At 42.6% G+C, this 15,206-nt stretch carries 15 protein-coding genes and 2 pseudogenes; 5 read left to right on the forward strand and 12 right to left on the reverse strand.

The features are described 5' to 3' along the window. Nucleotides 1-67 (reverse strand): annotated as a pseudogene (locus JWG45_RS22625) (divalent-cation tolerance protein CutA); the annotation flags it as partial. Nucleotides 68-78: 11 nt separating this feature from the next. On the opposite strand from JWG45_RS22625, the pseudogene JWG45_RS22325 reads away from it, so the two are divergent. Beyond that, a pseudogene (locus JWG45_RS22325) lies at nucleotides 79-174 on the forward strand (divalent-cation tolerance protein CutA); the annotation flags it as partial. Here JWG45_RS22325 and JWG45_RS18585 read toward each other — a convergent pair. Genes JWG45_RS18585 through JWG45_RS18610 form a run of 6 tightly spaced genes read right to left on the reverse strand, consistent with a single transcriptional unit; the run spans nucleotide 171 to nucleotide 6,527 of the window. Next, entirely contained in the window at nucleotides 171-770 is a 600-nt protein-coding gene (locus JWG45_RS18585; protein ID WP_205281119.1) for a rhomboid family intramembrane serine protease, read from the reverse strand. The pseudogene JWG45_RS22325 and the gene JWG45_RS18585 sit on opposite strands and share 4 nt — an antisense overlap. A 16-nt stretch (nucleotides 771-786) precedes the next feature. Then, a complete protein-coding gene (uvrB, locus tag JWG45_RS18590) occupies nucleotides 787-2,787 on the reverse strand; it encodes an excinuclease ABC subunit UvrB (protein WP_205281120.1) in 2,001 nt (666 codons plus the stop codon). Nucleotides 2,788-2,792: 5 nt separating this feature from the next. Then, nucleotides 2,793-3,461: an ATP-binding protein gene (locus JWG45_RS18595; protein ID WP_205281121.1), complete on the reverse strand. Its 669-nt coding sequence runs from the start codon at nucleotides 3,459-3,461 to the stop codon at nucleotides 2,793-2,795. Between the two features lie 45 nt (nucleotides 3,462-3,506). Then, on the reverse strand, nucleotides 3,507-3,968 hold the full coding sequence (locus JWG45_RS18600) for a tRNA (cytidine(34)-2'-O)-methyltransferase (protein ID WP_205281122.1): 462 nt from the start codon (nucleotides 3,966-3,968) through the stop codon (nucleotides 3,507-3,509). A gap of 4 nt (nucleotides 3,969-3,972) precedes the next feature. Then, a complete protein-coding gene (locus tag JWG45_RS18605; protein ID WP_205281123.1) occupies nucleotides 3,973-5,124 on the reverse strand; it encodes a S1 RNA-binding domain-containing protein in 1,152 nt (383 codons plus the stop codon). After that, entirely contained in the window at nucleotides 5,121-6,527 is a 1,407-nt protein-coding gene (locus tag JWG45_RS18610; RefSeq protein WP_205281124.1) for a hypothetical protein, read from the reverse strand. The genes JWG45_RS18605 and JWG45_RS18610 overlap by 4 nt, the downstream gene beginning before the upstream one ends. Before the next feature lie 2 nt (nucleotides 6,528-6,529). Between JWG45_RS18610 and JWG45_RS18615 the strand changes: the two genes are divergently transcribed. Together JWG45_RS18615 and JWG45_RS18620 are read left to right on the forward strand one after the other, a co-directional pair. Next, on the forward strand, nucleotides 6,530-7,222 hold the full coding sequence (locus JWG45_RS18615; RefSeq protein ID WP_205281125.1) for a histidine kinase: 693 nt from the start codon (nucleotides 6,530-6,532) through the stop codon (nucleotides 7,220-7,222). Then, the gene (locus JWG45_RS18620; RefSeq protein ID WP_205281126.1) at nucleotides 7,223-7,990 is read left to right on the forward strand and encodes a glycosyltransferase family 2 protein; all 768 of its coding nucleotides are present in this window, start codon (nucleotides 7,223-7,225) and stop codon (nucleotides 7,988-7,990) included. A 424-nt stretch (nucleotides 7,991-8,414) separates the two neighbouring features. On the opposite strand, the gene JWG45_RS18625 is transcribed toward JWG45_RS18620, so the two are convergent. Beyond that, complete coding sequence (locus tag JWG45_RS18625; RefSeq protein WP_156781864.1) at nucleotides 8,415-8,807, reverse strand: hypothetical protein; 393 nt, start codon at nucleotides 8,805-8,807, stop codon at nucleotides 8,415-8,417. A 205-nt stretch (nucleotides 8,808-9,012) separates the two neighbouring features. On the opposite strand from JWG45_RS18625, the gene aroE reads away from it, so the two are divergent. After that, nucleotides 9,013-9,885: a shikimate dehydrogenase gene (gene aroE / locus JWG45_RS18630; protein WP_205281127.1), complete on the forward strand. Its 873-nt coding sequence runs from the start codon at nucleotides 9,013-9,015 to the stop codon at nucleotides 9,883-9,885. After that, nucleotides 9,882-11,123: a folylpolyglutamate synthase/dihydrofolate synthase family protein gene (locus JWG45_RS18635; RefSeq protein WP_205281128.1), complete on the forward strand. Its 1,242-nt coding sequence runs from the start codon at nucleotides 9,882-9,884 to the stop codon at nucleotides 11,121-11,123. The genes aroE and JWG45_RS18635 overlap by 4 nt, the downstream gene beginning before the upstream one ends. Before the next feature lie 9 nt (nucleotides 11,124-11,132). On the opposite strand, the gene JWG45_RS18640 is transcribed toward JWG45_RS18635, so the two are convergent. From JWG45_RS18640 to JWG45_RS18655, 4 genes are all read right to left on the reverse strand, one after another. Beyond that, entirely contained in the window at nucleotides 11,133-11,672 is a 540-nt protein-coding gene (locus JWG45_RS18640; protein ID WP_205281129.1) for a DUF1564 domain-containing protein, read from the reverse strand. A gap of 300 nt (nucleotides 11,673-11,972) precedes the next feature. Beyond that, on the reverse strand, nucleotides 11,973-13,556 hold the full coding sequence (locus tag JWG45_RS18645; protein WP_205281130.1) for a PEGA domain-containing protein: 1,584 nt from the start codon (nucleotides 13,554-13,556) through the stop codon (nucleotides 11,973-11,975). After that, nucleotides 13,553-14,314, reverse strand: coding sequence for an ABC transporter permease (locus JWG45_RS18650; protein WP_205281131.1), 762 nt, complete (start codon nucleotides 14,312-14,314; stop codon nucleotides 13,553-13,555). The genes JWG45_RS18645 and JWG45_RS18650 overlap by 4 nt, the downstream gene beginning before the upstream one ends. Next, nucleotides 14,311-15,204 (reverse strand): ABC transporter permease subunit, encoded by an 894-nt coding sequence (locus JWG45_RS18655; RefSeq protein ID WP_205281132.1) that lies wholly within the window; start codon nucleotides 15,202-15,204, stop codon nucleotides 14,311-14,313. Before JWG45_RS18655 ends, JWG45_RS18650 begins: the two co-directional genes overlap by 4 nt. Between the last annotated feature and the right edge of the window lie 2 nt (nucleotides 15,205-15,206).

Genomic DNA, 15,206 nt, shown 5'->3' on the forward strand with positions numbered 1-15,206 from the left:
GATACGGATGTTGTTTCATGATGTAATCTTCTATTTTAGAATATTGATCCGCTCTCGCTTTGATCATAATCTTATTTTCCGTATCTCGCACCGGAAATCATTCGAATGGACGTCAGCTTTGGATCAGAAAATTACAAAAAGTTTATCAAAACAAAAATAGAAAAAGCGGGTTAATCCCCGCTTCCTAATAAATTTCTCATCACTCTTCCGATGATCTGAGGATCCAGAATTAGCGCGAACGCAATTCCGCATAACGCACCCCAAAGATGCGCGTCGTGATTGATTCCGTCGGACTGAGAACTTTTTGAGGAAAAGTAAGTATAAACCAAATACAAAACCGCGTACACAGCCCCCGGAATCGGGATCGGAATAAACATCATATAAAGAGAAAGCCCCGGATAAAAAAGAACCGTCGCAAACAAAACGCCACAAACTCCACCGGAAGCACCTAACGTAGCGTAAAGAGGATTGTCTAAATTTTTTCTCCAAGAAATGACGCTCGTGATTAAAATTGTTCCGAGATAAAAGAGCGTAAATTTTACAGGACCGACCGTCTGTTCCAAATTCTTTCCAAAAGAATAGAACGAAACCATATTAAAAATCAAGTGCATCCAGTCGGCGTGGATAAAACCCGAGGTCAAGAGAGTATAATAATTCTTATCCCTTTCGAGCCGATAAGGCGTAAGAATGAATTTTCGAAGTTGAACTTCGGAGGAAAAACACCAGACGCTGATGCCGAAGGTGACGAGACAGATCAATATTGTAATCAAAACAAGTTCCTACATTTTATTTTTCGATCGAGGGATCTTCTATATGAATGGAAAGCATTTTATCTCTTAAAATCGCCGCTCTTTCAAAGTCTAAATCCTTCGCGGCTTTCATCATTTCCTCGTGAAGTTTTTCTTTGAACACGGCTCGGTCCGGGAACTTCTTCGGATTAAATTTTTTCTCGATGTCTTCGAGAATCAGATCTTCGGAAGTTTGTTCTTTTTCTTCCCTTTCAATGATATCACCTACGTCTTTTTTGATCGTAAGAGGAGTAATTCCGAATTTGGTATTATGATCTTCCTGGATTTTTCTACGTCTTTTTGTTTCGTCGATCGCTTTCGCCATCGAATCGGTGATACGATCCGCGTAAAGAATTGCCTTTCCGTTAACGTTTCTCGCCGCACGTCCGATCGTCTGTATGAGAGATTTATAATTTCTTAAAAAACCTTCCTTGTCCGCGTCCAAAATCGCGACCAAAGAAACTTCGGGAATGTCCAATCCTTCTCTCAAAAGATTGATTCCGATGAGAACGTCGTAGATTCCTTTTCTTAAATCCCGAATGATCGCGACACGATCCAGAGTTTCCACTTCGGAATGGAGATACGCCACCTTCAAACCGATCTCTTCGTAATAATCGGTCAAATCTTCGGACATCTTTTTTGTGAGAGTCGTCACGAGAATTCGTTCTCCTGATTCGATCCGTTTCCGAATTTCCACATGAAGATCTTCGATTTGATTTTTTGTGGTTCGAACTTCGACGATCGGATCCAAAAGCCCGGTAGGACGAATGATCTGTTCGACCGCTTTCGAACTTTTTGCCAGTTCGTATTCCGCCGGAGTTGCGGAAACATAAAGAGTCTTCGGAGTCAACTTTTCGAACTCGTCGAAGTTGAGAGGTCTGTTGTCGAGAGCGCTCGGAAGACGAAAGCCAAAGTCGACTAACGTTTGTTTTCTCGCTTTGTCACCGGCGAACATTCCTCCGATCTGTGGAATCGTAACGTGGGACTCGTCTACGATCAGAAGAAAATCTCCGCGAAAATAATCGATCAAACAAGCGGGTCTTTCCCCTGCCTTTCTGCCGGTGAGATGTCTGGAATAGTTTTCGATCCCGTTACAATAACCCATCTCCTGCAACATTTCCATATCGTAATTGGTGCGGGAGACGATTCTTTCCGCTTCCAAAAGTTTTCCATTTTTACGGAAGAATTCGGCCTGCGCGTCCACTTCCGCTTTGATGTTTTCTACCGCTTCCTTCACTTTCGGACCGGATGTGATGAAGTGTTTCGCAGGATAAATATAAGCTTTTTCTAATTTAATAATCGTCTGCGCCGTGACCGGATTGATTCTGCTGATGGAATCGATCTCGTCTCCGAAAAATTCGATTCTGATTCCGTCCGTATGATAGGCGGGATAAATTTCGATAGAATCTCCGCGAACTCGGAAATTCCCTCTGGAGAAGTCGATATCGTTTCGATTGTATTGAATGTGAAGAAGTTTTCGAATGACCGCGTCTCTTTCAATCGTATCTCCGACCTTGAGAGAAACCACGGAGTTTGTATATTCTTCAGGAGAACCCAAACCGTAGATACAGGAAACCGAACTCACGATCACGACGTCGTCTCTTTCCAATAACGAAGAAGTCGCTCTCAATCTGAGTTTATCGATTTCTTCGTTGATGGAGCTGTCTTTTTCGATAAACGTGTCTGAAGAAGGAACATAGGCTTCCGGTTGGTAGTAATCGTAATAAGAAACAAAATACTCCACCGCGTTTTCGGGAAAGAATTCCTTGAATTCACGGAACAACTGAGCCGCCAAAGTTTTGTTATGCGAGAGGACTAAGGTAGGCAACCCGAGCGTCTGAATCACCTGCGCCATCGTAAACGTTTTTCCGGACCCGGTCACGCCGACCAGAGTGATCTTTTGTTCCCCTTTTTGAAAAGCGGTTCCGATCGTTTCGATCGCCTTGATCTGATCTCCGGCGGGCTGATAGGCGGAATGAATTTTAAAAACTGCGGACATCTTTGTTAAGAAAGTTTTTTCTTGGCGTTGAACTGAGCTTGTTTTCTTCCTTCCAAGATTTCCAGATCTAGTTCGTCAAAAAGTTTTTGCATCACCATCATGCCGCGCATGAGCGTGGCAGTGGAAGAAAACTTTCCTCTTTCAATATCCTGTTCCAAGTTCAACTCTTTGAGATTGTTTACGATTTTGATGAATAATGTCTGGGAACGATCGATGGAATATTCCACTTCCACCTCGGTTCCGTCTCCGTATTTAACCGCATTTTCGACGGCTTCGAGGGCTCCGATACAAAGATCCATAACGATATCTTCCTGAGTGCCTTGACTTTTTAGAAAAAATTCGAAACGGCTCCGAACGTATTGCATCGGTTGAAACGCGATCTTTCCGAGAAGAACATAACTATCCTTAGACGGTAGTTTTTTTTCTTGAGTATGATCCGGGTGAATGTGAAATTCTTTCTGATTGAACTTATTGTGCTTTGCGAAACCGGAATTCACCAAAGATTCTAAGATCGTGGCGACAACGGAATTTTCCGTATCCGGTTCGTCCTTAAATTTGCGGAGAGTTTCCATCCGAATCCAAGCATAAAAATCGTTTACGGTTCCGGTCAACCCCTGAGAAAGCATCGACTGAATTTGTTTTTCGATTTCTTCTCTTGTGAGGTGAAAGCTCATACTTTATCCATTTAGATGCAGAATTCTGAAAGTGTAAATCCGTTTTTACCAGGACTTGATTTGGCGCATCGCTTCATAAGAAATCACTGCGACTGAATTGCTTAGATTCAAACATCGGGATGAATCTTCCATCGGAATTTTTAAGATCTTTTCCTCATTCCAAGATTTTTTCATTTCTTCTGGAACTCCCGAAGTTTCATTTCCGAAGAGAAAAGCGTCCCCGGACTTATATTTCACTGACGTATAAGAACGTTGTCCGTGAACGGAAACCAGATACAAATTCGAATCGGAGGGAAGAATCGCTTTATATTCTTCTAAAGAAGAATGGAGTGAGATTTTTACCTTATCCCAATAATCCAAGCCCGCGCGACGCGCGGCCTTTTCGGAAAGATCGAAGGAAGCTTGTCCGATGATGTGAAGATCCGCTCCCAACGCCACACAAAGCCTCGCGATGTTTCCGGTGTTGGGAGGGATTTCCGGTCTGTAGAGACCTATATGCAGAGACATAGAATCATTTTTTCTTATTCTTATTCAAAGAATTCTGAAGAATCGCCCCGAAGGAACTCGTGGATCCGCTTGTGTCCGTACTCAGATATCCGCTGTAATCCATTCTATCCTGAATCTCCTTCGCCTTCTGAATCGAAAGAGAAATCTGTTTTCTCTCCGGGTTTACTTCCATTACAAAAACGTCAACTACGTCTCCGGGTTTAAAACTCTGAGTCAAAGGAACACGGCTCGGAATTCCGGTTTCTCTTCCGGGAACGAGACCGTTGAAATGATCGTCTAACTTTACAAAAAGTCCGAATGCCTTCAAAGAATCCACGGTTCCTTTTACGATGTCCCCTTCTTTGAAAGGAACCGTCTGCGCCCAAGGATCTTTTAAAAAGTCTTTTACGGTAAGAGCGATCTTTTGAGTTTCCCAGTCGATCCGGAGAACTCGTGCGCGCAAGGTCTGACCGACTTGAAATTCTTTTTCGAGTTCCGGATTCTTTTTATAAGTAGCTTCGGAGATGGGAATGAGGGCGCTGAGTCCGTCCATCTCGACGATGAGTCCGAAGTTCTGGATCGTTTTCACCTTGCAGGTGACGAACATCCCTTCTTTCAATTCTTGTTTGAGAACTCCGAGTTTTGCTTCCTTCGCACGATCGGAAATTTTTTTCTGAGAGACGATGAGTTTACCTCTGGTCCCGATATCCTGAATCAAAAACTTAAGTCGTTTCCCAACCAAACCCGACTTCTTAAATTCTGGATCGATTTGAGAGAAAGGGCAGAATGCGGTAAACTCTCCGATCTTGACTTCGGCTCCGGATTCTCCTTCGGAAATAAATTGACCTAAGACCGGGATCTCAGCTCTTTTAGCGATTTCTAATAGATCTTTGTTGAGGGATTCTCCGCTCAAACAAGTCGTGAAGTGAATGTCTCCGTGGTCTTCACGCAAGAAATACGCTTCGATTTCGTCTCCCGGAGTCGGCAAACCGGTTTCGAGAAATTCTTCGGAAGAAATGATCCCTTGTGTTTTGGAATCCTTTGCGGTAACGAATATAAAATCTTTTTTGGCGGAGTTCACAACGGCTGTGACTTTCGTGCCTGCTTCCATCGCTCTTTTCTTTTTAAAGGAAGCGTCTAACATTTTCTCAAAGAGTTCTTTTTCAGATTCTTTCATTTTTTCCCTCTCTTTTTTTGACTGGAAGTGGATTCCTTTTTTTCAGGCGGATAGGAAATTTCACCGGCGATCGTTTTACGAAGAGATTTCAAATTCTTTAAACTGATCATCGGGTCTTCCGTAAATACGTTGATATAGGCGGGCTTTCCTTCGCGGATTTTTCCTTCATGTGGCGCTTCCAGAAAGGAACAAGTGGATTCGGTCGCGATTCGAATGGCCTCTTCGTTTCCCAAAACGGAGGAAAGAATTTCGATCTCTTTCCAACCGCCGATCCCCGGATGAACATGAAGATTTCCGGTGCCTGAAGCAAGAAGTAGCCCTTGACTCAGATTTTTTTGTCTGACTAAAAAAGCAAGATAGGATTTGTATTCTCTCTCCGCATTCTCCCTTTCTTCGTCTTTTAGATTGGAAAGTTTCCCGGCAAATTCGGGTTCGGGTGAAAGATTTTTCGCGAAGAACGGACTCCATTCCTTCAAAGAGTTGAGATCCGTTTCCCACTCGGGGGTTCCCGCAAGTTTTTGATAGTAGTAAACGGAAAACATAGGTCCCCAGTTCAGATTTCGAAACACACCGGGAGAAATTCTTCCCGCTATTCCATCGGGAACCGGATGAAAGAGCGTAGGAATTCCCGCGTTGATTCCTTCCAAAATGCTAAACTCGTCTCCAAAGGCGGATAACGCTAGTTTGATTCCTTCCGCGTCCGCGACCTTCTTGAGTTGATACAAGAACGGACCGTCGAAGGCAAAAGATTCGCCTTCTTGATAACGATAGAAAAGATGCACGGGAGAATTCGGTCTTTTTTTCATTCTCGCGACCGCATCTCCAGAAGAACGTATCACTGTATAACCTGGTAGGTTTCCTAAATTCTTCGTTTCCGCACTTTCGGCGATCCAAGGAGAATCGGACTTTCGAACCCAAGGAACATACTTTCCGGACCGTTGTGCGTCCTTGGTAAGAACCTCGACCCAAGAAGGATCTCCCACGGAAAAAACTCCAGTAAAACCGTGAGCCAAAAAAGATTGAAGAGAAAGAAAAACTCCCGCTCTATCTTTTTGTCCTCCGAGAGAATCCGTGGAAAGAGTTACGTTCGAATCACAAAATCCGGGAAGTGCGTACGACACCTTTCCGGAATAAGAACTTAACTTTTTGATCGAGATAACTTTTCCGTTTTCGATTCGAATCTCGGAAATATCCGAGTATTCTTTTTTTCCGGGAAGTAAATAACGCACACCGCTCAAAGTCAAAGACTCCGAAAAGAGCGATTGAGAGATAGACAATAGCATCAAAGAAAACGCAGTCAGCTTAAAAAGAGAGCGTCGTATCTTTGTTTCTAAAAGATGCTGCTTTTTTCCCTTTCTAACAATCACTCTCTTGACAAACGAAACAGATTCAGGAATGTTCATGGATGATGGGGCAGGAAATCCGAGATATATCCGACAATATCCGGCTAACAATTGAGAATGGAAAAATCCTTTCTCTGAAAACCCACAGGATGACTCATTCTGTCGAAGAGCATATCCAAGAGGCAGTCGGTCTGATTCTGGATAAGGTAACTCATCCTACTCTGGTTCCTACGGTTTATACTATAATAAAAGAGTTGGCAATCAACGCCTGCAAAGCAAACCAAAAAAGGATTTTTTTCGAAGAAAAAGGTCTCGATCTCAACGACGCGGCCGATTATGAAAAAGGCGTTCGAGAGTATAAGAGTATTTTCAGCGAAGCGATGTCCGAACTCTACGGGCAGAAGGCAAGAAAGGAAGGTTACTATTGTCTGATCACGTTTCATTATTCTTTTGATGGAATTCGGATTGAAGTCATCAACAACGCACCCGTTACACAACAGGAAGAAAAGTCTCTCCGAGAAAAATTGGAGAAGGGGATGCGCTACAACGACATCGCTCAGTTTTATTTGGACAACGCCGACAACACGGAAGGCGCGGGAATCGGACTGGCGCTCATTCTTATCATGCTTAAAGGAGAAGGAATCGATCCTTCTTATTTTAGAATCATCATTCGTGAAGACGTTACGATCGCAAGATTGGAAATTCCGTTGACCCCCGACTTTCAGAGCATCCGAAAATTAAACCATAAGAATTAAATGCGACTTCCCCTTTCGGTTTGTATCATCACTCTCAACGAAGAAGACAATTTAGAGCGTTGTCTCAAACCTCTGGATTTCGTTTCGGAGATCGTCGTCGTGGATTCCGGATCCAAAGACAGAACCGTCGAGATCGCGAAAAAATACGATGCGAGAGTCCAGATACGAAAGTTCGACGACTATGTGAGTCAGAAAAATTTCGCCCTTTCTCTCGTGACGAACGACTGGGTGCTCACACTTGACGCAGACGAAGAAGTTTCTCCCGATCTAAAAGAGGAAATTCTAAACTTATTTAAGAATGGTTTACCAAAGGCGGACGGCTATTCTACTCCGAGGCTGACCTGGTATTTAGGAAAATGGATTCGCCACGGAGGTTGGTATCCCAATCGTAGAATTCGGCTCTTTCAAAAAGTGAAAGGAACGTTCGGCGGAGGACTCGTCCACGAGACCGTCCACCTAACAGGAACATGCGAAAAACTGAATGCTCCGGTTTATCACTATTCTTATAAGAATATCAGCGATCATATTCGTTATATCAACGCCTATTCCGACTTAGGCGCCCAGGAGAAATTCAGAGCCGGCAAAACCAGTGGTCTTTTTCACGCGTTTCTGGAGGGATTTTACAAAGCTTTTTGGATGTATACGATCCGGTTCGGTTTTTTAGACGGAAAACAGGGTTTTGTTCTGGCGGTCTTTGGATTCTATTACAATTTTTTAAAGTACATTAAGTTGTACGAGTTGAATCTGAAAGATAAGAAAAAGGTTTGATTTTTCTTATCTTTGAATTTTAGAAAATCCTAAACTACAATCCTCGGCCCTCGCATTCGAAACGCCTGTTTTTTTTCGTTTCGACAAAGTGGTTCTCTTCGTAATTTTTTTCATTCCGATTGATTTCAGGACGTAAAGAAGTTTTCAAAACTTCCAAAAATAAACGAAAGTCATTTTTAGCCAGGTGAAAGATTTCAGTTTCCGAATCGTTTGTCTTAACGATGATTTGCCCGAAAACCAACCGTTTTTCTCAGGGATGGAAAGAATTTTCCAAAGAGGAATCTCAAAGAGTTCTATCTTCGAAAAAAGAAGTCTCCGGCAATACCTCACAACGTAGGAAAGGAATCGAGGCTGTTGGATAAAAATACAGAGAACGCCTTCCCGATCGGTCGACGCTAAAACCCTGCGAAGGCACTTCTAAATACTAGTCCCTTCTTTCTTTGTTGTGATTGATACGATTCATGATGTAGAGCGCGAGCAATCCGCCCAAGAGAACCGCGAGTAAATTTACATTAGAGATTTGATAGATGCCGAATTTAGGCGAGATCAACCAGAGAACTACCGAACGAATAAAATCTTGAAGGAGAGAAAGAATGATCAAAGAACCAAGAAGTGCGACGATCAGCGCCCCCCAAAAACCTCCGAGGAGATCCTTGCGCTTGTAGTAGTAATAATACCAAGAAAGTCCGCCGGAAATTCCCACAACGAAGAGAACGTCAAGAATTGTCGTCCACCACGGTGAGCCTGAAAAAGAAGCAAGAGGCGCCAAAAAGAGTTGTGCACCCAGTCCGTGTAAAAAAGAATCAGGTAAATTCAATAGGCTCATTCCAATACAGCATTTTCGGGAATTGTCTTTTAGTCGACTCATTTTACGACTCGCTCCAAAACTTGCTTCTTCAGGAGCAAAAAAGTCCCAACGCCCGCAACCAATGTTCTATTTTATAAGTTTCCAGATGAAGAATGGAAAAGGTTGAAGGATTTGGATTTTAGAAAGAAGCTCGTAAAAAAAGAGAATTCCAAGTTTGAACAACAAAACAAATCAACCTACTACAACTTTTGGTATAGCCGGTTTTCCCCTTTCCCATTCCCTTTCTCCGCTCATTCACAATTCAATTTATAAAGACAAAGAAATGAATGCTTCTTACCAGGTTTTCGAAACTCAAGAATTCGATCGTAAGATCGTTTTGGATCTTCAAAAATCCGGGGTCTGCGGGCTTTCGATTACGATTCCTCATAAGGAAAGAGCGTTTGCTCTCGCGGACGAAGCGGATATGCCGTCGAAAATTATGAAGGCTTCGAACACTCTGGTTTTGAAGAAGGATTCGATTAACGCGTATAATACGGATGGAGAAGGCGCTTATCTTTCCATTTTAGAGTGGTCCCCGGAATCGATGAGCCGCGGAAAAACTTTAATTCTCGGAAGCGGAGGAAGCGCGCGGGGAATCGCGTACAGTCTCGCCGCTTCCGGAAAAATTTCAGAGCTGATTCTATGTTCTAGAAATGAAAAAACCGGAAAAGAGATCTGTTCTTTGATCATGGAAAATTCTACCACCAAAGCGCTGTTTGTGGGTCCGGAGGAAATTATTTCTTTCCGGGATCAATTCTCACTGATCGTTCATACGACACCCCTCGGAATGAAAGGTCAGTCACCGGGTCCCTTTCTTGGAGAAGAATTTTTCGATTCTTCGATGACGGTTTTCGATATCGTTTATAATCCATTGGAAACTCCCTTGGTCAAAGCGGCTCGGAAAAAAGGGGCGAAAATTATTCCCGGTTCCGAGATGCTTTTGTATCAGGCAATGAAACAATTTGAGCTTTTCACTGGGGTCACCCCCGATCTTGTGGACATCCAAAAAACGAGAGAACGTTTGTCCCTCGCATTAGCAAATCGATGAGTTCCGATTTTTTCGAATTCATTTCACAACTTTCCAACCTGGAAAAAACCAGAAACTTCAACGTATTCTCCGGTTATTCTTTGGAACCGTTTGAGAATATTCTAAAAAAATACGGATTGGATCGAAGAAAAAAAGAAACCTTGTGGAGAATCTCAGTGGTCGGAACGAATGCAAAAGGTTCGATCACACACTTTTTAGGGGAATACTTCCGGCTCTCCGGTTTCAAAACTGGGCTTTATACTTCCCCACATCTGATTTCTCCTCTGGAAAGGATCCGCATCGGATCCAAGTCGGAACCCTTTCGACAGATTCTTAAAAAAGAATTGGATGAATTGTTAAGCGAAATGGAAGGCCGAGGCGCCGAGCACGACCTCAAAACCTTTTCTTTTTTTGAATTGTTCACATTTGCGGCGATTCTTTTTTTTGAAAACGAATCGGTCGAGACTCAGATCTACGAAGCTGGTCTCGGAGGCAGGTTGGACGCGACTAAGCTGGCTGATCCGGACGTCGTCGTTTTAGGGTCGATCGGTCTCGACCATAAAGAAATATTAGGAAATTCTAAAGTAGAAATTTTAGATGAGAAATTGGGAATCTGTTCTAAAAATACAATGGCCCTTTTTTCAATGGAACAGAAGGAATCGAAACTCAACCGAAGAATCGAAGAATTCTGCAATGAACGTAAGATTGTCTATGAAATTCTAAAAGAAGAACCTTCGAACGCCGACTATCTAACCCGAAATCGTTTTTTTTCTCTTCGAGTTTGTGAAAGAATTTTGGGTTTGAAAGAGATTAAAAATTCTAAATCAAAAACGAATGTTTTAAATTTTGCCGATGTGGAAGCTCTCGTTTCCCCACCTTCGGGAAGGCTCAAAATTTTGAGAAATTCTCCATTCTTAGTTTTTGATCCCGCACATAATCCGGACGCGTTTTTGGAAACGTTTCGAAGTTTGCATTCTCTTTTTCCCGAAAAAAAATTTCAAGTGATTGCCGGCCTTTTAAAAGACAAGGACGGAGCCGAAATTTTGGAACTTTTGAGAAGTGCGGAAAAGGGGCGTTCTATAGCAGGTTTTAGATTTCTATTTGAGGAAGGTTTTTATCTTCCGCCTAACTGTAAAAAGACTGAAAGTATTTCTTTGGATCAAATGCGCGCGACGATTCGATCAAATCCGGGTGATGCGGATTCAATTTTGGTCCTTGGAAGTTTTCGTTTGTTTCCGATTGTCTTGGAGATGATTTAGGAATTTTTTCTACGATCCGAACCAATCTCGGTAATCTAAAATGCTTAAGAAATTTGCCGGTTCGCATTCTAATTTGCGAATTATCTTGTTATTCAGCAAATCGAGGTGAAGGATATATCTGTAGTTTCTGTGAAACGTGGGAGCTCCTTCGTTCATGGTTTCCACGAGATGAGAATCCATTTCGATTTCATCCAACCAAAGAAGATAATTAAAAAGAAAACAGCGGGACACACCATGAGCCTGAGCGAGTGCGCCCAGAAAAGCCCAACTCCCGGTACTCACCCTCGCATTCATCCGAATCATATTCTTCTTTCCTTCAGTCGGCTGATAAAGAGTTTTACCTGCCTTATAACCCAATCTTCTCGAAGACGTCAGATACTTTCCATACTTTCGCAGAAGGTCGGGAATCCTTTTGGGAAGCCTTTTCTTTTCCGGCTCACTCAAGCGAAGTAAGGTCTTTTTCGGAATCAAAAGAGTAATCACGTCGCAAGTCCTTTCTTGGAGAATGGATTTCAATTCTTGATCAGAGTTTAGAAGTAAAGTTCCCATCCTAGATACGTTTCCGGAAGGTTTTCAAAAAAACGGAAATCCAAAGAAAAAATTACAAAAAAACTGAAAACTTACCGGGAATGTTCCAAGAAACCGTCTATAAGATTTTGGTAGGATCGTAATTAAGATGCGGGAGTTCCCACAGATTACTTCCCTAAGCGACTACAAACTTTCTAACAAACTTATTTTCGTTCAATTCCGAATGGAATTCCTACAATTTTGGTTTTGAGACAAGTTCTAAATCGGAAATTCAAAAACAAAAAAGAAGCTATAAAATGAGAATTAGAAAAGCTTAAACTTCTAAAACTTCAATTTAAACTTCGCATAAGAATCCAGTTCCATCGTCTGACCGGGAATCGCAAAAGGATTGTTAACTCTTGTAGGCACAACTCCGACATCCAAAGTCTCTTCGTCTAATCCGAGAAAAAAGAACGTAGCAGACAGAATCAACATAAGCGCCATACCGTAAACCATCACTCCCCCGGTCACACCTTGGTGTCTCCCAAAATTACCTGCAATTTTCTGATACTTTCCTGCATCGGAATTTGTCTCGCGAATGATCCTCTCTTCATATAAATACATCCCTATAAACTGATCTTGAGGAACCACGTTCGCCGCCAAAAACAAACGAGTCAGACTCACCTGACTTCCGGCGCGGTCATACAACGTATTGGCTTTGAGATTAAAATAATAATACCCTGCATAAAACAAAAGAGTTCCGTATAAAGAATAGATCGAAAAGTCATTGTAAGAATGATCCAAAAAAACATTCTGCTTATTCTTATAATATAGAACGCTATCCCCCGGAACCATAGCAAGATCGAACTTTACCTCTTCCTCTTTTTTAATCTCCACACCCTTCAAAATATCCACATGCCCTTCCATAGACAAACGAAGTCGATTGTATCCCGTTTTGACCGGGACACGAACCAAAGGAGTTTTACCCAAAAACTCGGAACCAAGATAAACGTTCGCGCCTTCCGGATTCGAAGCGACGGAAATTAGACCTTCCTTAGGAGAACGGGAAAGTGACATTTCAAAACTGCCCTCGTCTTGAAGCAGGATCCTTTTCTCCTGGCTCTTGAAACCGTCCATGTAGTATTTAATTACATGATTTCCCGGAAGGATATCATTTCTTTGAAGAGGGGTTTTACCGAGAAACTGCCCGTCAAGAAAAACAAGAACCCCGTCCATTTCCCCCGATTTAAAGGAAAACGAAATCGTATTCTTTCCAAGAAGTTCCTTTTTGATTTCATTAATCAGGCCGTCCAACTCTTGATAAGAACGTCTAACGCTGGTCTTAGCCCTGAATTCCTTTTTGGAAGCGTCCTTCGAGGATCTTAAAACGAGCTTGAGTTCCATCTGAAACTCGTTTTTCTTTTCATACGAACCAGCGAGATGATAAAAACAACCTTGTTTGTTTCCCGAAATAAAAAGGGTGCTATCTTCGGGCGGAGCTTCGTTTGAAACATAATCGATTTTTAATGTTAAGAATCTAGGATCTTTGTCAGGAGAGATATCTTTTGCGTTCCTAATTTTTTCCAAAACCTCGGCGTCCCATTCTCCCCTTCTGAGTCTTTCTTTTCCGGTTGGTTTTCCAAAACCGTGCTGAATACTTTTGGGTATTACGTCAGGATCGAAAATTTGAAACAAACCTTTGAGACCGGAATACAGAACGCTACCATAACCTTTGCTGAGGTAATCGAGATTCGCATCGGAATTCTGATTTTTGAGAGGAAAAACGCAGAGTTTTCTTTCGGTTTCAAAAGTGATCCTTTCTCTCATTCCGGTTTCCGGAAATCGATAGTAGTCGTCGATTCCTTGAGCTGAAATTGATACACTCAAAATCGATAATATTAGAATAAATGCAAATACTCTACTCATCTTCTTTTCACGTTCAAGGTGGTGACCAAACCTACGATTCCAAAAATGGGAATCACCAGGGCAAGGGGCGCCGAATATGCGTAATCCCTAGCAAAGGAAATTTGTTCTCCCAATCCCGGACCAAACCAATCGTTTCCCGCGCTTACGCCAAGATAGCTGAAAAGCGCCAGTGTCATAACAACTCCGGGCAATCCTGTCGTAAACAGAACTTTCAACACAGGAAGAGCCGATGGAAAAATATGATTCCGAAACACATTCGCTTTGGAAGCTCCGAAAAAAGAGGCGGCCAGAACGTATGGACTTCCGTCCGTCTCCCGAATTTTGCTCTGAAGAGTTTCGTACGAAAAAGCCCAATCCCCCAGAAGAATCGCGATGACCAAAACCAAAGGGCCGTTCCCTAGAGCGTGAACTGTGAGCAACGCGATGAGAAGAGAAGGTACCGAAACGAAGACGGAAGAGATCGGAGTAAAAAACCATTTCCCTGTAAACGGAATCGAATACTGAAACAAACAAATCAAAGAACTGAACACAAGAGTAAAAATGCGGGAAGGAAGAGAAAATAAAAGCGCCGAAAACGTTCCATAGGAAAAAAGGCTGAGAACGTCTCTTCCCAAACGATCACATCCGAAAGGATGATTCCATGTAACGGAACAAAAACTTTCCTCCAAAAAAACTTCCGTCGGCGGGTTTTTCCAAACCATCCCGACGATGACAACTGCGCCGAAAAAAAGTCTGAGAAAATCACCTTTGGAAATCAAGAGACGCTCTCCTTTCCGGTAAGGTATTCCTGAAATCGAAGCGAAACCCTGCTGAAAATATAAAACGTGAGCCCGCTGTAGAAAAGGAGAGCGCTCAAAAGTTCGGAATCCATCGTCTGAATCGCGTAATACATCGATTTCCCGATCCCCGGAAAGAAATATATCTCCTCCACGATCATGGCACCGGAAAGCAGGGAACTGAAATCGAGCAGAATCAAAACCGCCAAAAGCGGGACAATTTTCAATAATACATGATTCCATAATATTCTATTTTTAGAATATCCACGAGCGCGCAAAACCTTTGAGTAAGGGGATTTCAATTCGGATTCAGTCAGACTTGAAGCGAATTGATAGATTCTTGCCCAAACTCTCGAACCGAGGGCTAACCCGGGAAGAATCACATAGGTCGTGTTCCAAGGTTCGTAACCGCCGGGAGGAAACCACTCCAATCGAACAAAAAAAATCAAAAGTAAAACCACGCCGACGACAAAGACCGGGGTGGATAAGACAAGATTGCTTAGGAGATAAAAGATTTTTTTGAACGGATTCTCTTCGCTTCGATTTCCCCAAAGAGCCAGCGCGATCGCAAAAAAACTTCCCCATCCCACGGAAAACAGCGCGAGGTGCAAGGTCGGAAGCACTCGGGAAGAAATATGTTTCCAAACGGATTCTCCCGAAGACGTCTTTCCGGATTGTAAGGTAAGAATTCCTTTCACAAAAGAAAGGATCTGGGAAGGAAAAGTTTTCTGTTCCAGGAACGATTCTTCTTTAGAAAAAGAAGAATCAGCGTAGAGATATTCTTTATTGAGGGAACGAAGATGTCCAAAAAGAACTGAAAAAAAAATCAGAGCGACAAGAAATAAAAAGAACCTAGAGATTTCTCCCTGCACGA

The organism is Leptospira ainlahdjerensis, from assembly GCF_016919175.1.
In the GTDB taxonomy this organism is placed as follows: Bacteria; Spirochaetota; Leptospiria; order Leptospirales; family Leptospiraceae; genus Leptospira; species Leptospira ainlahdjerensis.